The sequence below is a fragment of the Terrisporobacter vanillatitrophus genome (genome assembly GCF_051148895.1).
In the GTDB taxonomy this organism is placed as follows: domain Bacteria; phylum Bacillota; class Clostridia; order Peptostreptococcales; family Peptostreptococcaceae; genus Terrisporobacter; species Terrisporobacter vanillatitrophus.
In genome coordinates this window covers 3,115,831-3,140,553 of sequence record NZ_CP154625.1, presented here as the reverse complement: position 1 = coordinate 3,140,553, position 24,723 = coordinate 3,115,831, and the positions used below count along the sequence as shown (strand labels likewise).

Genomic DNA, 24,723 nt, shown 5'->3' with positions numbered 1-24,723 from the left:
TTATACCTTTTGAGCTTAATTAGAATAAAGAGGAGGAAGTATAATGCCATTAGTTACGACAAAAGAGATATTAATAAAAGCACAAGAAGGGAAATATGCAGTAGGTGCCTTCAACGTGGAAAACATGGAAATGGTTATGGCTGTAATAGAAGCTGCAGAACAATTAAACTCACCTGTAATTATGCAAACTACACCATCAACAGTTAAGTATGCAGGTATTGATTATTATTTATCCAATGTAAGTTCAGCAGCAAAAAAATCTAGGGTGCCAGTAGCAATGCATTTAGATCATGGAAGTAGTTTTGATTTAGCTATGCAAGCATTTAGAGGTGGATATACATCCATTATGATTGATGGCTCCCACAGTGTTTTTGAAGAAAATATAGAAATAACAAAGAGAGTTGTAGATGCATGTAAACCTTCATCTATTCCTGTGGAAGCTGAACTAGGAAAAGTAGGTGGAAAAGAAGATGATTTGGATGGCGGATGTGGAGGATATACAGATCCTAAAGAAGCAAAAGAATTTGTAGAAAGAACAAATGTAGATTCTCTTGCAGTAGCTATAGGAACAGCTCATGGAGTTTATGATGGAATTCCAAAGTTGGATTTAGATAGATTGAGTGAAATAAGAGAACTTGTAGATGTACCTTTAGTTTTACATGGTGCTTCTGGATTGTCAGAAGAAGCTATAAAAGAAAGTATAAACAGAGGAATCTGCAAAGTGAATTTTGCCACAGAATTAAGAATTGCTTATACAGAGGGGGTAAAAAAGACATTAGAAAAAAATCCAGAAACAATAGATCCAAAGAAATATGGAAAAGTTGCCATGGAAAATGTTAAAGAGTTAGTAAAAAATAGAATTAACATGTGTGGTTCAATAGATAAAGCATAAGAAAGAAGGGATATGACTATGATGAAAGCAGGCGTAGTTCATGGTAGAGAAGATATAAGATTTGAAGATATAAATAAACCTATTCCAAAAGAAAATCAGGTTTTAATAAAAGTAAAATATACAGGAATTTGTGGATCGGATGTACCGAGAGTGAATGCAGACGCATGCCACTTTTATCCTAATGTGTTAGGGCACGAATTCTCTGGTGTAATAGAAGAAATCGGTAAAGAAGTTACTTCTCTAAAAATTGGAGATAGGGTAGCAGGGGTTCCTTTAGTTACTTGTATGAAGTGTGAAGATTGTCAAAGCGGAAATCATGCTCTTTGTAAACACTATAGTTTTATAGGCTCTAGAGAATTTGGAAGTTTTGCAGAATATGTAGTAGTTCCAGAAAGAAACGCAGTAAAATTTGAAGATGAAGTTACTTTTGAACAAGGTGCATTTTTTGAACCAGCTACAGTAGCACTACATGGATTACAGAGAGTACTTTATGAGGGGGGAAAAACTGTTGCAATTTTAGGTGGAGGAACAATTGGTTTATTTACAATGCAATGGGCTAAAATATTTGGAGCTAAGAAAGTTGTAGTATTTGATATAAATAAGGAAAGATTAGAACTTGCTAAAACTTTAGGTTCGGATGCAGTAATAAATACATTAGAAGAAAATTTCATGAAAAATGCATTAGAATTAACAAATAATAGAGGATTTGACTATGTTTATGAAACAGCAGGAAATACAATAACAATGAAGATGGCATTTGAATTAGCTGCCAATAAATCTAATATATGTTTTATAGGAACTCCTACAAAAGAAATTACTTTCTCAGTAAAAGAATGGGAGCAAATGAATAGAAAAGAATTTAATTTAACAGGATCTTGGATGTCTTATAGCGCTCCATTCCCAGGGAAAGAGTGGGAATTAACTGCTCATTATTTTAAAACTGGAGAATTAAAATTTGATGAATCATTAATTTATAAAAAAATTCCTTTAAGGGAAATACCAGCTGCCTTTGAAATGTACAAAAATAACCAGGTAAAAGGGAAAATATTAATAGATAGTGAAGAAGTATAAGGGAGAGAATTAAATGATTACAACTGTAACTTTAAATGTATCTGTTGATAAGGCATATAAGATAAAAGGGTGTGTGGAGTCAGGCAAAGTTATTAGAGTATTAGAATGTAATAATACTGCTGGAGGAAAAGGGTTAAATGTATCTAGAGTAATTTCTCTTTGTAAAGAAGAAGTTTTAGCTACTGGATTTGTAGGTGGACATTGTGGATCATTGGCTGAAGAAATATTGAAAGAAGATAATATAAAAAATCAATTTACACATGTAAAAAGTGAAACTAGAAATTGCATAAACATATTAGATGAGAATAATATATCTACAGAGTTTTTAGAAAAAGGACCTTTCATTAGTGAAGATGAAATAAATAAATTTATATGTGACTTTGATAAAATAATAAATAGTAGCAATATTATTACTATTTCTGGCAGTGTGCCTCAAGGTGTGTCCACTGATATTTATGCAACGTTAATAAAAATGATAAAGCATAAAAATAAAAAAGTTATTTTAGATGCATCAGGTGATTTGCTAAAAGAGGGCATAAAAGCTTTACCAACCATGATAAAGCCTAATAGTGAAGAAATGGAAAACTTATTAGGTGTTAGTATAAATAATAGAAAAGAAGTAATCAATAGTGCCATAAAACTTTATGAGAGTGGAATAGAGCTAGTTGTTGTATCTCTTGGAAAGGACGGAGCATTATTAGCTTGCAAAGAAGGTGTTTATCATGGAAAACCTCCTAAAATAAATGTTGTTAACACTGTAGGGTGTGGAGATTCTATGGTTGCCGCGTTTGCAGTTGCAATGGAAAGAGAATATTCAAATATAGATAGCTTAAAATATGCTATATCAATTTCTGCTGCTAATGCAATGACTTTCTCAACAGGAAATTTCAACTCAGAAGAGGCAGATAATATATTGAAAAATATAATAATTGAGAAGATTTATTAATAAAGATATAGATAAGTTTAATTATGAAACTTATCTATATTTTTTTTATAAATAAAAATATATCTAATAATGTCACTAAAGGTACATACAAAGAATAAAATATTGAAGAGGTATATTAAATAAGATAGTAATTAAAATATGGGAGGAGATAATAAAATGGTTATGAAAGATAATTCAAAAAATAATAGTTGTGAGGAGTGTAAAAAATGTGAAAAAACTTGTCCTTGTGGCTGTGAAAAAATATGCATATGTAAATGTGATAAGCTATCTTATAACAATAATGATTGTTGCTATTTACAACCAAAAGATATATGTATAGTTCAGGTTAATGATCCTAAATTATTTCAAATAATAACTGATAATCAAAATTTATATCTTACAGCTGCACCTCTTGAAATAAATACATCATCATATAAAATTGAATCAAGTGTTATTCAAAGGCCTAATGATACTTTGACAATTAATGAATTAGGAATTTATTCAATATATGTTTCTCTAAAATATAGTTTTAAATTTAATGAAAATGCAAAAGAAGGAAATATACTTAGAGTAGATTTTAAGATAAATGGAAATAGTGAAGAATTATTTGCAATGGAGAATACAATTATTGTACCAAATATTGATGATGGAGAAAGTGAAGAAATAAGTAATACAATTCAAGGTACTAAATTACAGGTTGTAGAAGAAAATTTACCTTATAAAATTAATATTTCATTAAAGAAATTTGGATTTGACTTAACAGTTTTGAATCAAATAATAATTTCGGACTTGATTTTAATTGTTGAAAAAATAATTTAGATAAGCAAATAAACCGATAATGTTACAGTGAGTTTTATCGGTTTATTTTTTTATATAAAGTGTAGTTTTGGGTTCAGCATAAGAATACCAAGTATAACAATTAAAATTCCTGTATATTTGTATATTCTTTCGTTGAATGATTTACACATTCTAGATGAAATATAAGCGAATGATAGCATAATAGGAAGTGTTCCTAAGGAAAATACAAACATAGATGAAGCACCCATTATAAAGCTACCGCTAGATAGAGCATATAGTTGCATAGTTTTTAGAGGACCACATGGCAAAAAACCACTCAAATAGCCGACTATAAATGGATTTTTATGATTATTTACACAAGTACTCTTTTTAAAAAATATGGGAACCCTAATATTATTTAACATTTTAATTCCAATCATATGTAGTCCAGAAATTATCATAAAAACACCAGCAATTATTTTTATAAAGTTTTGAATCTGTATAGTGGAAGAAAAAATTGAACCAAGAGCACCGACAATTCCTCCAATAATAGTATAAGAGATTATACGTCCACTATTGTAAAGTAATGCAATTTTAAAAGATGATTTTTTATCCTTTATATTTTCGTATTTATTTATGGTCTGTGTAAGCAAAATACCCCCGCACATTCCCACGCAATGAAATGATGTAAAAAAACCAAGTACAAATAACATAATAAAAGAAGTTTCAATACTTGTGAAAGAAGTATTTGATCCTGTTAAAGGATTATTTCCCAGGAAAAACATGGATATGATAATAATACTTAAACCTAAAACTTTTATTAACATATTGTTACTTGATGAAAATCCAGAGTTTTTAATGGCTAATTTTATTTTATCATCATTGCATAGTCCATTTTCATAAGTTACTATGACCATAGAGTTATTATGATCAGCCTTTATATTTATAATACCTTGTAGTTTATTAATTTCTTCTTCAACTGCCACTTCACAAGAGTGACATTTCATTCCATAGACATGAAAGAACTTAGTAATTTTACTCATAATTTCACCTCAATTTTAAATAAACTTATATCATGTATATTATATTCTGAAATTATGAAAAAATAATGAAGAATAGTAATACTTAAGCTAAAAAATTCATAAAAAATATATAATTCTATGATATTGTAAAATTATAAGGAAATTTTAGGAGGAATTATGTTTAATATATTATTAGTTGATGATGAAAAAAAAATAACAGAAGTTGTAAAAGCTTATCTAGATAAAGAAGGTTACAATACTTTGGTAGCTCATGATGGAAATAAAGCATTGAATTTATTTGATAATAATGAATTTGATTTAGTAATTTTAGATAGAATGCTACCGGATATAAGTGGTGAAGAAATCTGTGAGAAAATAAGACAAACATCCTTAGTGCATATAATAATGTTAACAGCGAAAACTGAAGATGAAGATAAAATAGATGGATTTAACTTGGGATGTGACGATTATGTTTGTAAACCGTTTAATGTGAAGGAATTAGTTTTAAGAGTTAAGGCAGCACTTAGAAAAATAAAAAAAGAAGAGATTATAAAGGTTAATGATGAAATAGAAATTAATACATTATCACATGAAGTTAAAATAAGAGATAAGGATGTAAATTTAACAAATACAGAATATAAGTTATTATTTTTATTCGTAAATAATCAAAAGAAGATTTTTACTAGAGAAGAATTATTAGAGTTAGTTACAGATGATTATTATGAAAAGTTTGATAGAATTATAGATGCTCATATTAAAAATTTAAGGCAAAAAATAGAAGAAGATACTAAAAAACCAAAAATAATACAAACAGTTTATGGAGTGGGGTATAAATTTGGAATTTAACAAGAAAAAATTAAACCTTAATAAGAAGTTAATATTTTATTTAGCTATGGTAATGATAGGAATTATACTAATAATGGCTGTAAGTATTAACTTATCAGTAGAAAAGAAAATTATATATTATTCTTCAAATATGGTGGAATTATCTAAACAATCCTTAACTAAAAATAGAAATTTATTTTTACAAGATATTACTAACTTAATCATAGGAATATCTTTACTTATGATTATTGTTTCAATATCAATTTCTATTTTTTTATCTCAAAAAATTTCAAAACCTATAATTGTTGTGTCAAAAATGACAGACTTTATAAAAAGAGGAGGATATGATCAAACGCTAGAATATGAAAGTTATATTGTGGAAATAGATGACTTAATAAATTCTATTAATGAGCTATCAAGAGAATTATATAGAATGGAGAATATGAGAAAAAAATTAACATCAGATATTTCTCATGAACTTAGAACTCCTTTAACAAGTATACAAACACATTTAGAGGCAATGATTGATGGCATATGGGAACCATCACCAGAAAGATTAAACAGTGTAAACGAAGAAGTAATTAGGCTTAACCACTTAGTAAATCAATTAAAAAATCTTACTAAGTATGATAGTGAAAAAAATAAATTGGAGATAAGTGATGTTGATTTAAAGCAATTAATCAAAAATATTATATATAATAATCAAAGCTTTGCATTTGAGAAAAATATAGAAATAGAATATGATTTGAAAGAAATCATAGCAAGAGTGGATAAAGAAAAAATAACTCAAGTTATAGTTAATTTAATATCCAACGCTATAAGATATACAAATTGTAATTGTAAAATAGAAGGGAAAATTATTATTAAATTATATAAAGAAGATGATTTTATTAAAATAATTATAAAAGACAATGGGATAGGAATACCAGAAGAAAGTTTGGATTATATATTTGAAAGATTTTATAGAGTAGATAAATCAAGGTGTAGAAATACAGGAGGAACAGGAATAGGACTTACCATATGCAAATCTATAATTGATTTACATAAAGGAAAAATAGAAGTTAAAAGCAAAGTAAATGAAGGCAGTGAATTTATAATTACTCTTCCTGCTTAAAAATTTTTACCTTCATAAAATATTCATAAAGTTATTATAGGATGTTATTGTAGAAAGATAATAAAACTAAAAATGACTTATGAAAGGAGAAAAAATATGGATACTAAAATAAATGTTGATGATTTGAAAATAAGTGGAATGACATGCGCATCTTGTGCAAAAGCAGTAGAAAGAGCAGTAAAAAAATTAGATTCAAGCGTTGAAGCTAGCGTTAATATGGCAACAGAAAAATTGAGTATATCTTATGATAAAGAAAAAGTAAAAAAAGAAGATATAGAAAGTGCTATAGAGAAAGTTGGCTTTACAGTAGTAAAAGAAGAGAAAGATAAAGAAGTAATAATACCCATAGGTGGAATGACATGTGCATCTTGTGTAAAAGCCGTGGAAAGAGCAGTTAAAAAACTAGATGGAGTAAAAGATGTTCAAGTTAATTTAGCGACAGAAAAAGCAATAATAAATTATATACCAAGTAAAGTAAAGTTATATGAAATAAAAGATATTATTGAAAAAGCTGGATTTAAAGTCTTGGAAATGGAAAAGAAAGTATCAGTTGATGATGATAAATTAAGAAAAGAAAAAGAAATGAAAATCTTACTTACTAAATTTGTAATATCAGCTATATTTGCAGTTCCATTATTCTATATAGCAATGGGTAACATGATACCAGAACCAATTGGACCATTACCACTACCAAAAATAATAGACCCTAGTGTGAATCCCTTAAATTTTGCCCTTACTCAATTATTTTTAACTATACCAATAGCTATAGCAGGAAATAAGTTTTTCTCTAAAGGAGTTAAATCCATGATAGCTAAAGCGCCAACTATGGACTCATTAATTACTATAGGAACAAGTGCAGCTCTTATATATAGTTTATATTCAATATATCTAGTAGTTGGTGGAGATCATATGGCTGTACATCATATGTACTTTGAAAGCGCAGGTGTAATAATTACTCTTGTATTACTTGGAAAATATTTTGAAACTCGTGCTAAAGGAAAAACAGGAGAAGCTATTAAAAAGCTAATGGGGCTAAGCCCTAAAACGGCTATTATAGTTAAGCACGATAAGGAAATAGAAATACCAATAGAAGAAGTTGAAGTTGGAGATATTATATTAGTTAAGCCAGGATCTAGAATACCAGTAGATGGTACCGTTATAGAGGGTTATACATCGGTAGATGAATCAATGCTAACAGGTGAAAGTATACCGGTAGAAAAAAATATTGGTAGTTCAGTAGTAGGTGCTAGTATAAATAAAAATGGAACTATAAGATTTAGAGCTGAAAAAGTTGGTAGTGATACAGCAATATCTCAAATAATTAAATTAGTAGAAGATGCTCAAGGTTCAAAAGCACCAATAGCAAAATTAGCTGATATAATCGCAGGTTATTTTGTTCCAGTTGTTGTAGTTATAGCTATAATTGCAGGACTTGCTTGGTTTATATCAGGTAAAGGAGCAGTGTTTTCACTAACAGTATTTATAGCAGTTTTAGTTATAGCTTGTCCATGTGCATTAGGTCTTGCAACGCCTACAGCTATAATGGTTGGAACAGGTAAAGGTGCAGAAAATGGTATTTTGATTAAAGGTGGAGAAGCATTAGAAACTACTCATAAAATTAATACTATAGTATTTGATAAAACAGGTACAATTACTGAAGGTAAACCAATAGTTACAAATATAATAACACATGGAAATATTACAGAAGAAGAGTTATTAAAGGTAGCAGCAAGTGCAGAAAAATCTTCAGAACATCCTTTAGGAGAAGCTATAGTCAGAGATTGTGAAGAAAAAAATCTTGAATTTTATAAGTTGGATAAATTTATGGCAATACCAGGTCATGGTATTGAAGTTGTCATAAATGGAAGTGATCTTTTACTTGGAAACAAAAAGTTAATGATAAATAAAAATATAGACTTTGAAGATTTAGAAGAAAAATCTGACAAGCTTGCAAGTGAAGGAAAAACACCTATGTACATTGCAATTAATAACAAAATAGGTGGAATAATAGCTGTTGCCGATGTAGTTAAAGAGAGCAGTGCAAAAGCTATTAAAAAGCTTCATGATATGGGAATAGAAGTTGCTATGATTACTGGAGATAATAAAAAGACAGCTCAGGCAATTGCTTCTCAAGTTGGAATAGATAGAGTTTTAGCAGAAGTTTTACCAAAAGATAAATCTAGTGAAGTTAAAAAACTTCAAGAGGAAGGTAAATTTGTTGCCATGGTTGGTGATGGAATAAATGATGCACCGGCTTTAGCTCAAGCAGATATTGGAATAGCCATAGGAAGTGGTACAGATGTGGCTATGGAATCGGCAGATATTGTTTTAATGAGAAGTGATTTATTAGATGTACCAACTGCAATAAGGCTTAGTAAAAGTACAATGACTAATATAAAAGAAAACTTATTCTGGGCATTTGGATACAATGTGATAGGTATACCGGTAGCAGCAGGTGTTTTATATTTATTTGGAGGTCCACTTTTAAGTCCAGTAATAGCAGCTCTTGCCATGGCATTTAGTTCAACATCAGTTTTATTAAATGCATTAAGACTAAAAAGGTTTAAAGTAGAAAAATAAAATAGGAGAAAAATTATGAGCATAAAAATAATACATCATATTTGTATTCAAACAGAAAACTATAAAGAGTCATTAAACTTTTATAAAAATATTTTAGGTTTTGAAGTAATAAATGAAACAAAGAATTTTCATGGAAGAAATTATAATACATGGTTAAAATTAGAGAGCTTTATGATAGAATTACAAACACCTAAAAATAATGATAATTTCAACCCATGGAGTAATTTAAATGCAGGGCCAGTGCATATGGGATTTATAGTAGATAATGTTGAAGAAGAATATGATAGAATAAAAAATCTAGGGTATACAGATTTTAAAGTTAAAAATGGCGAAATAGTTTACAAAGTAGAAGGTGAAAGTTTATTTAAAATAAAAGCGCCAGAGGGAACAGAAATAGAAATAAGAGATACAGATATAAAATAGAAATTAAAAATTTAATTATGGATTATCTAGAACTTAAAATTTCATTTAAATTTAATCCTATGTTAAAATAAAAAATTGGGGCTGTCGCACTAAAAAAATAGGGCGATGCCCTTTTTGCATAAAAAAATAAATCCCAAGTTCAAAAGATCTTGGGATTTTTGTATAATTATTTTATGACCAAACAAAATATTATACAAATTGATTATACTAAGTATGGTGATAATTATCAATTAAAATTACCACTAGAGATTGATTATTTAATTCCAAAAGATGATTCAGTGAGGTTATTAAGTCAAACTATAGAGGAGATGAATTTAGAAAAGTTATATCAGACTTATTCTCGAATTAGAGAAAATACAATAACCCCAAGAGAAATGTTAAAAATCATTGTTTACGGATATATGAATAGCTTATATTCTTCAAGAAAAATAGAAAATGCATGCAAAAGAGATGTTAATTTTATGTATCTTTTAGGCGGAGCCTCCGCTCCAGATCATTCAACAATTGCCAGATTTCGTAGTATACATTTCGCACCAGTATCTGAAGAATTACTTGCCCAATTAGCAAATATGCTTGCAGATAAAAATGAAATTTCAAAAGAAACAATATTTATAGATGGTACTAAAATAGAAGCGTCATCTAATAGATATACTTTTGTTTGGAAAAAAGCTGTAACAAAAAATATGCAAAAAATGATGGATAAAATACCTAATTTCGTTTTAAAATGTGAACAAGATTTTGGTATCAAATTAATTTATAAAAACAAAATCAAAATGCATCATCTAAAAAAATTACTAAAAAAACTTAAGAAAATAGCAAATGAAGAAGATGTTGTATTTGTTTATGGTAAAGGTAAAAGAAAATCGCCTATTCAAAAATCTATTGAAGAATTAGATAGCTATATTGATAGATTAAAAAAATACACTAAAGATTTACATATAATGGGTGAACGTAATAGCTACTCTAAAACAGATAAAGATGCCACTTTCATGAGAATGAAGGAAGATCATATGAAAAATGGTCAATTAAAACCTGCTTACAACGTTCAGTTTGGAGTTGATTCTGAATATATAGTCTGGATAAGTGCAGGACCTCAACCAGCTGACACAACTACTCTAATACCATTTTTACAAAATGCAGAGTCATATTTAAGTTTTAAATATCCTAAAGTAATAACTGATTCAGGATATGAAAGTGAAGAAAACTATGTACATCTAGAAAAAAATGGACAACAATCATTTATAAAACCAGCTAATTATGAAATTAGTAAAACAAGAAAATATAAAAATGATATTGGTAGAATGGATAATATGTCTTACAACGATAAAGATGACTATTATCTATGTAAAAACAATAAGAAATTAACTGTTACTAGCACAAAAACCAGAAAAAGTACAACTGGATACAAGTGTGAAATAACTTGTTATATGTGCGAAGATTGTAAAGGATGTCAATTTAAAACTAAATGCATTAAAGGAAATAACTGTAAAACTCCTTTAGAAGATAGAACTAAAAAACTTAATATTTCAAAAGTATTTAATGAAAAACGTAAAGGAAATTTACAAAGAATAGTGAGTACCGAAGGTATTCAACTAAGAATGAATAGAAGTATTCAAGCCGAAGGAGCATTCGCTCAAATAAAACAAAACATGGAATTTAGAAGGTTTTTATGTAAAGGTGAAAAAAATATTTTAGCGGAATGTATTTTATTAGGAATGGCTTATAACATAAATAAATTGCATAATAAAATACAAAATGGAAAATGTAAAACATCCCTTCATCCTTTAAAGAAAATCGCTTAATTTTAATATAGATAGCTAAAAAAACGGTATTTCAAATACCTTTATTTGTCATGCTTATTTTTAGTAAATATAAGTGAAATAAAATTATTTTCAGTAGTTTTGAGTTTTAAATAAGTAAAAAGGAGCTATCGCCCAACGATTTTTCAATCGTTTATGCGACAGCCTCAATTTTTTATTTATATAATTTTATAAAATAATTTATGCATGTTTAAATGTAGAACAATTTGTTTCAGTATAGATGTTAACATTTGTTCCACTTACATTAATATTTTCGGCAGTGCAAGCTAAGTTTCTATTGTATACACAAGTTTGGACTGTACAAACTAGAGCATCACATTCACCAGAAGAATTTGTATTATTAGTTAAAGTAGAATAATCTCTTTCATCTAGGAAGTTTCCACAACATGTATTACATGAATCTTTTGCTTTACCACCCTTAATATTAACTATATTTGAATAACAAACACTAGATTTATTATGTGAACAATTAGTTACATTGCAATTAATTTTCGCCATTTCAAAACCTCCTATTTAGAAAAATATCTATCTAATAAACCTTTAAAAGCTCTACCATGTCGAGCTTCGTCTTTACACATTTCATGAACAGTATCATGAATAGCATCTAGATTAGCTTTTTTAGCAGCTGTAGCTAATTCTTTTTTGCCTGAACAAGCACCGAATTCAGCTTCAACTCTAGCAGATAGATTTTGTTTAGTGCTAGGGTAAACAACTTCGCCTAATATCTCAGCAAATTTAGAAGCATGCTCAGCCTCTTCCCAAGCTATTCTTTTATAAGCTTCTGCAACCTCAGGATAACCTTCTCTATCAGCTTGTCTACTCATAGCAATGTACATTCCAACTTCTGTACATTCACCCATAAAATTAGCTCTTAAACCCTCAATTATTTCAGGGTCTATATCTTTTGCAATACCTATTCTGTGTTCGTCTGCCCATACCATTTCTTCTTTAGATTCTATGAATTTGTCAGCTCCAACTTTACAAATTGGACAAACTTCAGGAGGGGCATCTCCTTCATGTATATATCCACAAACAGTACAAATAAATTTTTTCATTCATTACACTCCTTTGTTTATTTATGTAACAATTTTATTATTTTCATAAATGAAGGAAGATATGCATTTCAAAAATTGGAACATATATACAAATTACTTCGATATTAATTGATAATAAATATTATTTTTAGTAATATGAGAATATAAAATGATTTTATGAGGTTATGCAAATGAAAAATGAGGTGAAGTTAGTGAATTTTAACAATATTTCTTATTTAAGAGAAGGTAGTAATAAGCAAAAGAAATGTTACAAGATACTTACAAAAACAAATATATTTAACATATTAAAAGATTATATGCCAATATTAGTTGGAACAATACCATTGAATATAGATATTGAAAGTAGTGATTTAGATATAGTTTGCCAAGTTGATGATTTTGAGATATTTGAAAATACACTATTTGATAATTTTAGCAAATATAAATATTTTAGAATAGAGCATAAAGAAAAAAATATTACTGTATGTAATTTTATCGTAGAAAGTATGGAAATAGAAATATATGCTTCAAATGAACAATCCCATAAAACTAATGGATATAGACATATGATAATTGAATATAAATTATTAAATTTATATGGAGAAAAATTTAGGAAAAGCATAATTGAATTAAAAAAAGAAGGTATAAAAACAGAACCTGCTTTTGCAAAATTACTTAATTTAAATGGAAATCCATATGAAGAATTATTAAAATGCAAAGGATATTTACTTGATAAAACCTATTAATTTTATAGCATAGGCTTATTATACCTCAATTGTTTTTTAATTTAATAATATAAATGAGTAACAGTTTAAATTGTTACTCATTTATATTATTTGTAAATTCCTATATTATAAAAAACTGTTTTATTATTACCACAATTTTTATAAGAGTGATTTAAGCTACCATCAAACTTTAATGAATGATTTTTTTCTAATATAAAAGTCTTATCTTCAATAGTAAGTTCTAAGGAACCCTCTGTAACCATAACTATTTCTTCCAATAAATTTTTATGAGTTGCAGATGTATGCTTACGGTTTACATCTAATTCTATAATAAATACGTCCATTCCACTTTTGGAATCAAAGGGAAAAATAGGAAATAGTCTCATATGACTATCTTCTTCTTGAACTACCTCAACATCTTCTTTCTTTACAAGAACTAATTCTCCAGAGTTATCGTCTAAAAGAGAAGTAAAGTTAACTTTAAGACCAGAAGAAATTTTCCATAAAGTTGAGATTGTAGGACTAGATTCACCTCTTTCAATTTGGCCTAACATGGGCTTACTAACGCCAGTTAATTTAGATGCTTCATCTAAGCTTAGTCCTAAATCGTTTCGTAATTTTCTTAAGTTTTGCCCAACTTTTGGGATTTGTGTCATCATAAATTCATCTCCATAATTTATTGTGGCTATTTGTATTTCATGACTTCAACACCGCAGTTCTTAACTACTTCTTCTAATTTTTTCATGGTTTTATCACTTGGAGTTTCATATTTATAAATATAATCCTCCAAACCTAAGTTTTTGTACTTGTCTATACCAAACATATGATAAGGAAGAAGTTCTATTTTAGGTGATTTAATATTTTTCTTTACAAACTGAGATGTGGAAGTAATATTTTCAATATCATCATTAAATCCTGGAATAACAGGAATTCTTACAACCATACTTTTGTTTATTTTAGCCATTCTTATTATATTTTCAAGGATTAATTCATTGCCAAGACCTGTGTATTCTTTATGTTTATTGCTATCCATATTTTTTATATCAACAAATATATGATTTAGCTTTTGAAAGATATCTTTGCATTTGTCAAAGTTAAAAACTCCGCAAGTTTCTATGGCAGTATGAATTCCTTTATTATAAAAATGATAAACCAGATCTCTTAAAAATTCAAGTTGATAAGTAGGCTCACCACCGGAAAATGTTATGCCACCATTTGAATTTAAAAAGAAAACTAAGTCTTTTTCAATAGATTTTATAACATCATCAACAGTTATAATATGAGTCATCTGACTTATGGCATTTTGAGGACAGTTCTTAACACATTCACCACATAAATCACATTTTTCATTTATTTCATTTCTATTAAATAAAGAAGAAATATTTTTGTGACAGACACTTATGCATTTTTTACAATCTATACAATGTTCTCTTGAAACGCCTAGTTTTACAATTCCACTCCATGAATCAGGATTAGAGCACCATCTACATTTTAGAGGACAGCCTTCTAAAAATACAGTAGTTCTTATTCCATCACCATCATTAACTGAAAATTTTTGTATACGTACAACTTTTCCACTAGTAGTCATTATTATCACCAACTAAAACTCACAGTGAGCATTTCTAGCTATAATTGCATCTTGCATTTCTCTTGATAAGTTAACAAATTGAGTAGAATATCCTGCAACTCTAACTAATAAATCTCTATATTCATCTGGGTTTTCTTGTGCTTTTAACAAAATTTCATTTGATACAGTATTAAATTGAACATGAAATGCTCCAAGAGCAAAATAAGATTGTATCATAGATGCTAAGTTTCTTTGGCCCCTAGGTGTAGAAACTAAATCATGATTTAATCTTAAGTTAAGTAGTGTACCACCAGAGTGTAAATCATGATTTATCTTAGCAGCTGACTTCATTGCAGCAAGAGGAGTATCTATATCAGTTCCTGCATAAGGAGAAACTCCTTCCGTAAGGGGAGCTCCAGCTTTTCTACCATCTGGAGTGGCTCCAATTATTCTACCTGTGGGAATATAATTTGATATTCCCATAAAAGCAGAGTTAAATGGAGAACCAAATATATCTTTGTATTGTCTTGTTTCGTGATAATAAAAGTTTGATATTTCTAAAGCTATTTGGTCCACATAATCATTATCATTTCCGTATTTGGGAACAGTCTCAGTTAATTTTCTTAGCTCATCATGACCTTCCCAGTTGTCATTTAGTGCTTTAGCTATTTCATCTAAAGTAGTAACTTGGTCTTCAAATACTAATTTTTTTATTATAGCTAAACAGTTTGATACTTGGCCTAGACCTATTCCAGTAAGTACAGGACCTACATTATATTTTGCTCCCCCTTTAGATAAATCCAAACCTTTTTCAAAACATCCATCTACACATATTGATAAAAATGGTCTTGGAACAACTTCTGTATGAACAGTTTGAGCTATTGTACTTCCTATTACAGAATGTCTTATTAAGTAAGCAAATTGTTTATAGAAAGCTTCCATTAATTCTTCAAAAGAAGTAAAAGAAGTGATTTGTTTTTCAGATAACCCCATTTTTTCTCCAGTCATTCTAGAATAACCTTGATTCATGGCATATTCTAAAGCAGCAGAGAAGTTAATGTTTACAGCTGAAGTCCATTGACCAGTTTTCCTAAAATGAGGTACGACACAACCACAGTTATTCCAGTCTCTTGCATCATCGGGATCATATCCATTTTGAAGAAGCATTTGACAACCACATGAATCAGAATGGATGGCAGGGAATCCACTTCCACTAGCAACTAAGTCACAAACTGCCATTATAAAATCATCAGGAGCTCCTGGATGAATTCTTACACTAAGACCTGGTTGATGAGTTTTTATATCTTTTGTTGCTTTTAAGCAAAGATAAGATAAATCGTTAGTTGCATCAGAGCCGTCACGTTTTTTACCGCCTACGGTTAAGTTTTGGAATTGGTTATATCCAGCAAAATAACCAGATGTATTTTCTGATATTGTCCAAATCCATTCAGAGAACTTTAACCATAAAGCTTCTATTAATTCTAAAGCATCATCTTCAGTAATAAGACCTATTTTAATATCATTTTCATAATAAGGATACATGTATTGATCAAATCTTCCAGGATTTAAAGCCAAGGGGTTTTCAGTTATGATTGCACCTAATTGAACGAACCAAACAAATTGAATTGCTTCATAAAAACTTTGAGGAGGATTAGCAGGAACCTTTCTACATACTTCTCCTATTTTTATTAATTCTGCTTTTCTAGTTTCATTTTCTTCATTTTTACTCATTTCAAAGGCTAAATCAGAGTATCTTTTAGCTAAAGTCATAATTCCATCACAAGTTATAACTAAAGATTTGTAAAAATCTATTTTTTCTATATTTTCAGGAACAGCTATATCTAAAGTGTCTATCTTCTCTAATGCTTCTTCTTTTATTTTTATATATCCTTTTGGAAATAATATATCTTCGTAATCAGGAGTGACTTCACCAACAGCTTGGCGCCATTTTGAGTCATTATCTATAATTCCTGTATCAATTAATATTTTTGCAGTATCTTTAGGAACTCTTTTTAAAAATTTATCTTCAAGAGATTTACCATCCCAATATGGAAAAATTTCTTTTCTCATAAATTCTCTTTGATTATCATTCATTTCATAAGGATCCTGACTTCTAGTAGCGAATTTATCCATTTCTTTATCTACCCATTTCCATGAAAACTCAGGAGTAAGTATACCTGTTCTTTTAAATTCACCAGCAGCCCCCACCACAAGTTCATCTTCAAATATTGTTATTGGAAGTTTTTCACAAGCCGCTAAATAAGCTTTTGCACTTCTTATACACATAGGTTCTCCTTCGGTTTCTTTGTATGATTCAGTATAAATTTTAGTTCTTTCAGTACTTATAGCTGGTTTAGTGAAAACATATTCTTGTCTAAATTTTTCTATTCTTGTACTTATACTCATAATATACCCCTCCTAATTTTTATTTGTACGTTATTTTATATATTTGTTATATTATAGTGTATTAATTTTGAGATATCCACATAAAGATTAGTAAAAAGAAAAAATATATTTATAGATAAAAACTATAAAAGTATAAAATATATTTAATATTTCAATACATAAAAGATTTTTATTACAAATATTTCCATAAGACTTGTGATAAAATGAATTTGGATAAATTTAACATAAATTTAACAAAACAGGGGGGATTAGAAATGAAAAAGAAATTTTGGGCTATATTTATGTCTATGGCGATGATGTTATCATTAGTTGCTTGTAGTAGTGGTGGAGAAGATAAAAGTGAACCAAAGAATAAATCACAAATAATGTTTATAGGTTCATCAACTTTAGCGCCAGTTATGTCAAAAATATCATTAGAATTTATTGAATCTTATGGGACTTGGAATAAGGTAAATGAAGACTTTTCAGAAGATAATATAGAAATATATGTATCAGCAGGTGGTTCAGGCCAAGGTGTACAAGCTGTAATTGATAAGACAGAAAACTTTGGTATGGTTGCAAGAAAAGTAAAAGACGAAGAAAAAGAAAAAATAGAAAATGAAAAAGAATACCAAGTAGGTATAGACGCATTAACAATAGCTGTTAATCCTAAAAATCCTATATTAAAAGTAAAAGATAATTTAACATCACAAGAGGTAGCAAAAATATTCTCAGGAGAATATAAAACTTGGAAAGATGTAGATTCATCTTTACCAGATAAAGAAATAGTTGTAGTAACTAGAGATATTGGTGGAGGAGCTCATGAAGTGTTCCAAAAGGCTATAATGGGGGATACAGAAATAAAAGCAGATGCTATACAAGCAGCTTCTATGGGAGCTTTAGTATCTAAAGTAATAGAAAATGAATATGCTATAGGGTACGCTTCATATGGTTTAGCAAATCAAAATGAAGGTAAAATATCTAAGTTAAAAGTTGATGACGTAGAAGCCAATGCAAAAAATATATTAAGTGGTGATTATAAAATACAAAGACCTTTATTAATATTAGGTAATGGTGAGCCAACTGCTGAACAACAAGCATTTATAGACTATGTTTTAGGTACAGAAGGACAAGCTATGGTAGAAGAATTAGGTTTTATTCCAATGAATAAATAAAAAATATAAATATTTTATAAAAAGAGCTTATTATTTTGTATTTAAGCTCTTTTTTAGTTAAAATTTATTACAATTAAATTAATAAAAAATAAGAAGGTGATTTATTGAAATATATAAAAGACAGTTTTATTAAATATATTTTGCTTTTAACAGTACTTTTGTTTTTATCAATAGTAATATCTTTATTTGCATGCGTAATAATAGAAAGCATTCCTTTCTTTAAAGAAATAGGTATTAATGGATTTTTTATTTCGGGAGGATGGAACCCTTTAAAATCAAAAGCAAGTTATTCTTTGTTGCCGATGATTTTAGCAACGCTATATGTTTCATTCTTAGCAGTGCTTATAGCTCTTCCAATAGGGCTAGGATGTGCAATTTTCTTAGGTTTTTATAGTAAAAAAAGTATTTCAAAGACTATATTGTCGTTCATAGATTTATTGGCTGGTATTCCATCTGTTATATTTGGGTTTATTGGTTTAGTAATAATAGTAAAATATTTTGAAATATTTTTTAATATGGCATCTGGAGAATGTGTATTGGCAGCAGGTATATTGTTAGCAATTATGTTATTACCATATATAATATCAAATTGCAGTGAATCCATAGATGAAGCTAAAAATAAATTTGAAATAGAGTCTTTATCTTTGGGCGTATCTAAAGAATATACTATAATGAAAGCTATACTTCCATCAATAAAAAACAGTATCTATTCAGCTATAATGATGTCCTTTGGAAGAGCTATGGGAGAAACTATGGCTGTAATGATGGTAATGGGTAACTCCTCAATAATGCCTAGACTATTTTCTAGAGGAGAGACTATACCTTCATTGACAGCTTTAGAAATGGGAACTGTCCAGTATGGTAGTTTACATGCATCTGCCTTATATGGAGCTAATGTGGTTTTAATATTTTTACTTATAATAATTTTTGCCTTAGCAAAATACTTAAAAATTAAGAGCAGAATGGAGTAAATTATGAAAAAAAGAGATTATTTATTGAAGTTATGTGTATTTATATCTGGAATACTAGTTATAAGTATTACTTTAGGTATTTTTATTTATATATTATATAAAGGTTTTAATGTAATATCTGTGGATTTTATATTTGATAGTCCAAAAGGATCACCTCTTGGAACAGAGGGAGGAATTTTTCCTGCAATTGTTGGAAGTTTACTTATGGGGTTATTATCAGGAATAATGGGAGGTTTTTTAGGAATTTCAATTTCTATATATTTAGTATTTTACTGCACTTCTATTAAGTTTAAAAATGTAACAGTATCATTTATTTATGGATTGTCAGGTGTGCCCTCTGTTGTATTGGGACTAGTTGGTTATACAATTCTAATATGTAAGTTTGGGATGGAAAGAGGCTTATTGTGTGCATCGATAACGCTTTCTGTTATGATAATACCTTTTATATCCATAAGACTAATTAAGTTATTAATGGATAGTGGAGAAGAAATAATGAAGGCTTCGTTATGTCTTGGGGTATCTAAGTCCCATACTTTATTTAGAATTATTCTTCCCAATATTATGATAAATATATTAACATGTATAACCTTAGGAATGGCTTATGCTATGGGAGCAACAGCGCCTATAATGTACACAGGAGTAGTTATATATTCTGGATTGCCAAGTGAAATTAATTCACCTATAATGGCTCTTCCATATCATTTATATATTTTAGTAAATGAAGGATTATCTTTGGAAAATGCTTATGGAACAGCTTTTGTATTAATGGTATTGTTACTTATAATAAATGGTTTATGTAGGCTAATAGGAATATGGAGAGAAGGTGCATCATGGAAAAAAATGTTTTAAATGTGGAAAATTTAAATGTTATTTTTGGAAAAAAAAGAATATTAAATGATATTAACTTTAGTATAAAAGAAAAAGAAATAACAGTTATTCTTGGGCAATCAGGATGTGGAAAGTCCACATTATTAAAATCTTTTAATAGAATTATTGAAGAGGAAGGAGGAAAAATAGAAGGAAATATTATTATTGATGAAATAAATTTTAATGATATACCCTTGCAGAGTTTAAGAACTCAAATTGGATTAGTTTTTCAAAACCCTACAATTTTTCCTTTTTCTATAGAAAAAAATCTTACATATGCCTTAAAATATCACAATAATTATGATAATAAAGAAATAGAAAAAAGAAAAATAGAATTACTTAAACAAACTAAGTTGTATGATGAAGTAAAAGATAACCTTCATATGTTTGCTGGAAAATTATCAGGAGGTCAAAAACAACGTTTATCAATTGCAAGATGTTTAAGTGTTAAGCCCAAAATATTATTATTAGATGAACCTTGTTCTGCTTTAGATGTGAAAAATACCAGGTTTATCGAAGAAATGTTAAAGGAATTAAAGAATCAATATACTATAGTTATAGTTACACATAATTTAGCTCAAGCCAAGAGAATAGGTGATAATATTATTTTTATGGATAATGGAGAGATTATTGAAACAGGAACATCAGAAGAATTCTTCAATTCTCCTGGGCAAGCTTTAAGCAAAGAATATATTCAATATATGGGAACTTAAAAATATAAAAAGTGGAGATAATGTGATGATTAAAATTGATATACCAGGAAGGGAAAGTTTGGAGTTAGAGAATCTAGTTTTTGACTTTAATGGAACCATCGCTGTAGATGGAAGAATCTTAGAAAATATTAAAGAACAATTAAGTGAATTGTCAAAAATAATAAATATATACGTTATTACAGCAGATACATATGGAATGGCGCAAGAAGAATGTGAAAAAGTAAATTTAAAAGTAATTACAATACCAACAGGATGTGCAGGAAAGCATAAAAGTGATTTAGTTAAGAGGTTAGGAAGAAATGTAACTGCAACAATTGGCAATGGTTTTAATGATATAGAAATGTTTAAAGAAGCGAAACTTTCTGTTGCCGTTATTGAAGGAGAAGGTACTTGTAGCAAACTAATTATAAATAGTGATATAGTAACTAGAAGTATAAAAGAAGCATTAAATTTGTTTTTAACTCCAAATTATATTAAAGCGGATTTGCGATGGTAAGTAATATAGTATAATATATAATTAATGATATCCTGTTATTTAGCTTTTAAGTCACTTTGTGTTGAGGGGGCAATATAATTGAGTTTAAGGAAAAAGAAATCTTCTAGCAATAATTTTATTTTATTTCTATATATTATATTTACAATTTTATTTGTAGTTGTATGGATATATGAATTATTTATATCTAAACAGTATGCCACAGGTATAATATTAACCTTTTGGCAAATTGCTTTTACAATAGCATACTTGTTTTTTGTAAAAGAATAATGAAAACAAAGAAAGACTGCAGGATATCATTTTATTTTAAGGAGGGGAACATTATGATTGAAGAAAGAATCAAATTTGATGCAAAAGAGCTTAAACCGATGAGTGGTTGGATGGGTTTAATTATTGGGTTAATTTTAATATTGATTTTTCCAGTGGCAATTTACTTTACTATAATTAAAGATATAGCTTTTCCAACAGTATTAGGAATAATATGCTTTATAGCTGGTATATTTATGCTTTGTGGATTAAAGATATTAAATCCTAATGAGGCAATAGTATTAGTACTATTTGGTAATTATTATGGAACAATTTCAAAAGAAGGTTTTTATTTTGTAAATCCATTTTGTAGCGCTATAAATCCAACATATGAATCACCAACATTAAGAATGGCTAAGGGAAAAGAAGATGAAAACAAGTCTGAAACTGCAATAACATCTGCAACAAAAAAAGTATCTCTTAAAACTCTTACATTAAATAATGGCATACAAAAGGTAAATGATGAAATGGGAAATCCTATAATGATAGGAGTAGTAGTAATTTGGAAAGTTATAAATCCTACAAAAGCAGTATTTAATGTGGATAATTACAAAACTTATTTATCAATTCAATGTGATACCGCACTTAGAAATGTGGCAAGACTATATCCTTATGATGTTAATGATGCATCAGATGAAAAAACCCTTAGAGGATCATCTCAAGAAGTTGCAGATAAATTAAAAGAAGAATTACAATCAAGAGTTCATGTGGCAGGCCTTGAAGTTTGCGAAGTTAGAATAACTCATTTAGCCTACGCTCCAGAAATAGCCGCTGCAATGCTTCAACGTCAACAAGCTGAGGCAATTATTGCTGCACGTAAAAAAATTGTTGAAGGTGCTGTTGGTATGGTAGAAATGGCTCTTAATTCTTTAAATGAAAATGAAATTGTAAAATTAGATGATGAAAAAAAAGCAGCAATGGTTAGTAATTTATTAGTAGTACTTTGTGGAAACAAAGATGCTCAGCCTGTTGTTAATAGTGGAAATATTAATTAATAGTATATAGCTAAGTAGTGATAATATGATATGCTCTCTTTATGGTAGACAGTTTAAATAATAAAAACTGTTATCATGGAGGGAGCATTTTTTATGTTTTAAAAACTATAAAAGTATTTTAAAATTAGTTTTAGTTAAATGTTAAAAAAGCAACATATAAAAAAGTAATATTGTAATAAAATATCTTTTTAAAACTTATAATATAATGTAAAATTATACTTGTATGTTAAATAAAATTGAGGGAGATGAAAATATGAAGATGGCTTTCACACAAAAACAAAGAATGATTGAAGGACTTACAATATTTACATTAATAGCAATATCAATTTATGTGGCGGTCATGTGGGGGAAAATACCACAAGAGGTAGCAACGTCTTTTGAAATTACTGGTAAAATAGGTGGTATGGGATCAAAAACAAGTATCTTATGGAAATTAGCTATATCTTATGGAATATATGTAGTGTTTACTATGATATATTTAAATCCATCTTTATGGGGTATAGGTAATATAAAAAATAAAAAGAAACAAGAACAAGCGTTTTTATTAGCAGGAGATTTATTTGTATTTTTAAAATTAATTCTTGTGAGTATAATGGCATATATAATTTTTTGTATTATAAATAATGTTGATTTAGGTTTTGTATTTATTCCAATGTCCGCATTTTTACCATTGGCCATAGGATTTAATACTTCAGCAAAGATAAAAGCATTAAAAAATTAGAAATATTACTATTTTTATTGACCTTTGTAATACATAGTGTTAGTATTTAATTAGAAAAATGTAGTAAATATAACAAAATATATAAATTGAAATCAAAGCCATGAAGGTTACTTCCTAATGAGGATAACTTCGTGGTTTTTTTGTTTTTAAAAAGGGGGATTTATATTATGCATATGGCAGATGCACTTTTATCACCAGCTGTTGGGGGAACAATGTGGGTTGCAGCAGCAGCTACAATGGGATATTGTTGTAAAAAATTATCTCAAGAAGAAAAAGGATACAAATTAAAAAATTCTGAATTAGTGGATTTACAAAAGAAAATTCCGCTAATGGGTGTTTTAGGAGCTTTTGTTTTTGCTTCTCAAATGATTAACTTTACTATACCAGGAACGGGATCTAGTGGACATATTGGAGGAGGAATACTATTAGCATCTCTATTAGGGCCAGAGGCAGGTTTTTTAACTATAGCTTCTGTACTTTTTATTCAGTGCTTATTCTTTGCAGATGGAGGAATACTAGCACTGGGATGTAATATGATAAATATGGGATTATTTGCTTGTTTTATTGGGTTCCCATTTATATACAGTAAGATACTTAAAAAAGGATTTACACCAACTAAAATAATGGTAGCTTCAATATTGTCAGTTATTATATCTCTTCAACTTGGAGCTTTGGGGGTTGTATTGGAAACTACTCTATCTGGTGTATCAGAATTACCATTTAGTACCTTTGTAATGTTAATGCAACCAATACATTTGGCTATAGGTGCGATAGAAGGTGTTATGACAGGTCTTGTTTTAGTATTTATATACAATGCAAAACCAGAATTATTAATTGGTTATAATGGTGATAAACATGTAGAAGGTAAGGCTAGTATAAAATCTATAGTTGTAACTTTAGCTATAATTACAGTACTTATAGGAGGAGGATTATCGCTATATGCATCTTCAAATCCTGATGGATTGGAGTGGGCAATACAAAATGTAACTGGTAGTGATGAACTTGAAAGAACAAATAGTGTAAATGAGACATTAGGAGGAGTGCAAGAAAAATTAGCTTTCTTACCAGATTATGCCTTTAAGTCAGATGGAGAAAATACAATGGGTACTACAGTATCTGGTGTGGTAGGCTCAGCAATAACACTAGGTTTATGTGGTGTAATAGCATTTGGACTTAGTAAAGCTAAGAAGAAACAAACTAATGAATAAAAGGAAAATTTAGGTTGACTTTGTTAATTTAATATATTAAAATAGTTTTTGTTAAAAGAGCCATTACAAGTGGCGAATTATATTTAATTTATAATCGCAGTGCAAAATAATTTA

The 24,723-nt window shown here is 28.7% G+C and carries 25 protein-coding genes; 19 read left to right on the top strand and 6 right to left on the bottom strand.

Annotation, left to right across the window (positions count from 1 at the left end; translation table 11 throughout):
- The first annotated feature begins 43 nt into the window (after nucleotides 1-43).
- From fba to TVTCOM_RS15500, 4 genes are all read left to right on the top strand, one after another.
- A complete protein-coding gene (gene fba, locus TVTCOM_RS15515) occupies nucleotides 44-892 on the top strand; it encodes a class II fructose-1,6-bisphosphate aldolase (RefSeq protein WP_434797170.1) in 849 nt (282 codons plus the stop codon).
- A gap of 18 nt (nucleotides 893-910) precedes the next feature.
- Nucleotides 911-1,963: a galactitol-1-phosphate 5-dehydrogenase gene (locus TVTCOM_RS15510; RefSeq protein WP_434797169.1), complete on the top strand. Its 1,053-nt coding sequence runs from the start codon at nucleotides 911-913 to the stop codon at nucleotides 1,961-1,963.
- A gap of 13 nt (nucleotides 1,964-1,976) precedes the next feature.
- Nucleotides 1,977-2,909 carry a 1-phosphofructokinase family hexose kinase gene (locus TVTCOM_RS15505; RefSeq protein ID WP_434797168.1) on the top strand — a complete coding sequence of 311 codons (933 nt, stop codon included), beginning with the start codon at nucleotides 1,977-1,979 and terminating at the stop codon, nucleotides 2,907-2,909.
- Nucleotides 2,910-3,065: 156 nt separating this feature from the next.
- Complete coding sequence (locus TVTCOM_RS15500; protein ID WP_434797167.1) at nucleotides 3,066-3,707, top strand: hypothetical protein; 642 nt, start codon at nucleotides 3,066-3,068, stop codon at nucleotides 3,705-3,707.
- A gap of 50 nt (nucleotides 3,708-3,757) precedes the next feature.
- Here TVTCOM_RS15500 and TVTCOM_RS15495 read toward each other — a convergent pair whose 3' ends face one another.
- Nucleotides 3,758-4,708 carry an urease accessory protein UreH domain-containing protein gene (locus tag TVTCOM_RS15495; protein WP_434797166.1) on the bottom strand — a complete coding sequence of 317 codons (951 nt, stop codon included), beginning with the start codon at nucleotides 4,706-4,708 and terminating at the stop codon, nucleotides 3,758-3,760.
- A 156-nt stretch (nucleotides 4,709-4,864) separates the two neighbouring features.
- Here TVTCOM_RS15495 and TVTCOM_RS15490 point away from each other — a divergent pair, with 156 nt between their 5' ends.
- The 5 genes from TVTCOM_RS15490 to TVTCOM_RS15470 all read left to right on the top strand — a co-directional run bounded on the left by TVTCOM_RS15490 (nucleotide 4,865) and on the right by TVTCOM_RS15470 (nucleotide 11,431).
- A complete protein-coding gene (locus TVTCOM_RS15490) occupies nucleotides 4,865-5,533 on the top strand; it encodes a response regulator transcription factor (protein ID WP_434797165.1) in 669 nt (222 codons plus the stop codon).
- Nucleotides 5,505-6,626, top strand: a complete 1,122-nt coding sequence (locus TVTCOM_RS15485) for a sensor histidine kinase (protein WP_434797164.1) — start codon at nucleotides 5,505-5,507, stop codon at nucleotides 6,624-6,626. Before TVTCOM_RS15490 ends, TVTCOM_RS15485 begins: the two co-directional genes overlap by 29 nt.
- A 96-nt stretch (nucleotides 6,627-6,722) precedes the next feature.
- The gene (locus TVTCOM_RS15480; protein WP_434797163.1) at nucleotides 6,723-9,206 is read left to right on the top strand and encodes a heavy metal translocating P-type ATPase; all 2,484 of its coding nucleotides are present in this window, start codon (nucleotides 6,723-6,725) and stop codon (nucleotides 9,204-9,206) included.
- Between the two features lie 15 nt (nucleotides 9,207-9,221).
- A complete protein-coding gene (locus TVTCOM_RS15475; RefSeq protein WP_434797162.1) occupies nucleotides 9,222-9,629 on the top strand; it encodes a VOC family protein in 408 nt (135 codons plus the stop codon).
- A 173-nt stretch (nucleotides 9,630-9,802) separates the two neighbouring features.
- Entirely contained in the window at nucleotides 9,803-11,431 is a 1,629-nt protein-coding gene (locus tag TVTCOM_RS15470; protein ID WP_434797079.1) for an IS1182 family transposase, read from the top strand.
- Between the two features lie 198 nt (nucleotides 11,432-11,629).
- Here TVTCOM_RS15470 and TVTCOM_RS15465 read toward each other — a convergent pair whose 3' ends face one another.
- Together TVTCOM_RS15465 and TVTCOM_RS15460 are read right to left on the bottom strand one after the other, a co-directional pair.
- Nucleotides 11,630-11,947, bottom strand: coding sequence for a DUF1540 domain-containing protein (locus tag TVTCOM_RS15465; protein ID WP_434797161.1), 318 nt, complete (start codon nucleotides 11,945-11,947; stop codon nucleotides 11,630-11,632).
- 11 nt (nucleotides 11,948-11,958) lie between these two features.
- Entirely contained in the window at nucleotides 11,959-12,504 is a 546-nt protein-coding gene (locus TVTCOM_RS15460; RefSeq protein WP_434797160.1) for an NADH peroxidase, read from the bottom strand.
- 170 nt (nucleotides 12,505-12,674) lie between these two features.
- Here TVTCOM_RS15460 and TVTCOM_RS15455 point away from each other — a divergent pair, with 170 nt between their 5' ends.
- On the top strand, nucleotides 12,675-13,229 hold the full coding sequence (locus TVTCOM_RS15455) for a DUF4269 domain-containing protein (protein WP_434797159.1): 555 nt from the start codon (nucleotides 12,675-12,677) through the stop codon (nucleotides 13,227-13,229).
- 86 nt (nucleotides 13,230-13,315) lie between these two features.
- On the opposite strand, the gene TVTCOM_RS15450 is transcribed toward TVTCOM_RS15455, so the two are convergent.
- Genes TVTCOM_RS15450 through TVTCOM_RS15440 form a run of 3 tightly spaced genes read right to left on the bottom strand, consistent with a single transcriptional unit; the run spans nucleotide 13,316 to nucleotide 17,181 of the window.
- A complete protein-coding gene (locus TVTCOM_RS15450; RefSeq protein ID WP_434797158.1) occupies nucleotides 13,316-13,867 on the bottom strand; it encodes a helix-turn-helix domain-containing protein in 552 nt (183 codons plus the stop codon).
- Between the two features lie 26 nt (nucleotides 13,868-13,893).
- A complete protein-coding gene (locus TVTCOM_RS15445; protein WP_434799757.1) occupies nucleotides 13,894-14,805 on the bottom strand; it encodes a glycyl-radical enzyme activating protein in 912 nt (303 codons plus the stop codon).
- Nucleotides 14,806-14,808: 3 nt separating this feature from the next.
- The gene (locus TVTCOM_RS15440) at nucleotides 14,809-17,181 is read right to left on the bottom strand and encodes a glycyl radical protein (RefSeq protein WP_434797157.1); all 2,373 of its coding nucleotides are present in this window, start codon (nucleotides 17,179-17,181) and stop codon (nucleotides 14,809-14,811) included.
- A gap of 254 nt (nucleotides 17,182-17,435) precedes the next feature.
- On the opposite strand from TVTCOM_RS15440, the gene TVTCOM_RS15435 reads away from it, so the two are divergent.
- From TVTCOM_RS15435 to TVTCOM_RS15395, 9 genes are all read left to right on the top strand, one after another.
- The gene (locus tag TVTCOM_RS15435) at nucleotides 17,436-18,335 is read left to right on the top strand and encodes a phosphate ABC transporter substrate-binding protein (RefSeq protein ID WP_434797156.1); all 900 of its coding nucleotides are present in this window, start codon (nucleotides 17,436-17,438) and stop codon (nucleotides 18,333-18,335) included.
- 104 nt (nucleotides 18,336-18,439) lie between these two features.
- Nucleotides 18,440-19,306, top strand: coding sequence for a phosphate ABC transporter permease subunit PstC (gene pstC / locus TVTCOM_RS15430; RefSeq protein ID WP_434797155.1), 867 nt, complete (start codon nucleotides 18,440-18,442; stop codon nucleotides 19,304-19,306).
- Nucleotides 19,307-19,309: 3 nt separating this feature from the next.
- The gene (locus TVTCOM_RS15425) at nucleotides 19,310-20,155 is read left to right on the top strand and encodes a PstA family ABC transporter permease (RefSeq protein ID WP_434797154.1); all 846 of its coding nucleotides are present in this window, start codon (nucleotides 19,310-19,312) and stop codon (nucleotides 20,153-20,155) included.
- Nucleotides 20,137-20,886 (top strand): phosphate ABC transporter ATP-binding protein, encoded by a 750-nt coding sequence (locus TVTCOM_RS15420; RefSeq protein ID WP_434797153.1) that lies wholly within the window; start codon nucleotides 20,137-20,139, stop codon nucleotides 20,884-20,886. Before TVTCOM_RS15425 ends, TVTCOM_RS15420 begins: the two co-directional genes overlap by 19 nt.
- Before the next feature lie 25 nt (nucleotides 20,887-20,911).
- Nucleotides 20,912-21,382, top strand: a complete 471-nt coding sequence (locus TVTCOM_RS15415) for an HAD family hydrolase (RefSeq protein ID WP_434797152.1) — start codon at nucleotides 20,912-20,914, stop codon at nucleotides 21,380-21,382.
- 78 nt (nucleotides 21,383-21,460) lie between these two features.
- Nucleotides 21,461-21,649 carry a hypothetical protein gene (locus tag TVTCOM_RS15410; protein WP_434797151.1) on the top strand — a complete coding sequence of 63 codons (189 nt, stop codon included), beginning with the start codon at nucleotides 21,461-21,463 and terminating at the stop codon, nucleotides 21,647-21,649.
- 53 nt (nucleotides 21,650-21,702) lie between these two features.
- Complete coding sequence (locus tag TVTCOM_RS15405; protein ID WP_434797150.1) at nucleotides 21,703-22,680, top strand: SPFH domain-containing protein; 978 nt, start codon at nucleotides 21,703-21,705, stop codon at nucleotides 22,678-22,680.
- A 253-nt stretch (nucleotides 22,681-22,933) separates the two neighbouring features.
- Nucleotides 22,934-23,401 (top strand): hypothetical protein, encoded by a 468-nt coding sequence (locus TVTCOM_RS15400; RefSeq protein ID WP_434797149.1) that lies wholly within the window; start codon nucleotides 22,934-22,936, stop codon nucleotides 23,399-23,401.
- 167 nt (nucleotides 23,402-23,568) lie between these two features.
- Nucleotides 23,569-24,609, top strand: coding sequence for an energy-coupling factor ABC transporter permease (locus TVTCOM_RS15395; RefSeq protein WP_434797148.1), 1,041 nt, complete (start codon nucleotides 23,569-23,571; stop codon nucleotides 24,607-24,609).
- Nucleotides 24,610-24,723: the final 114 nt, after the last annotated feature.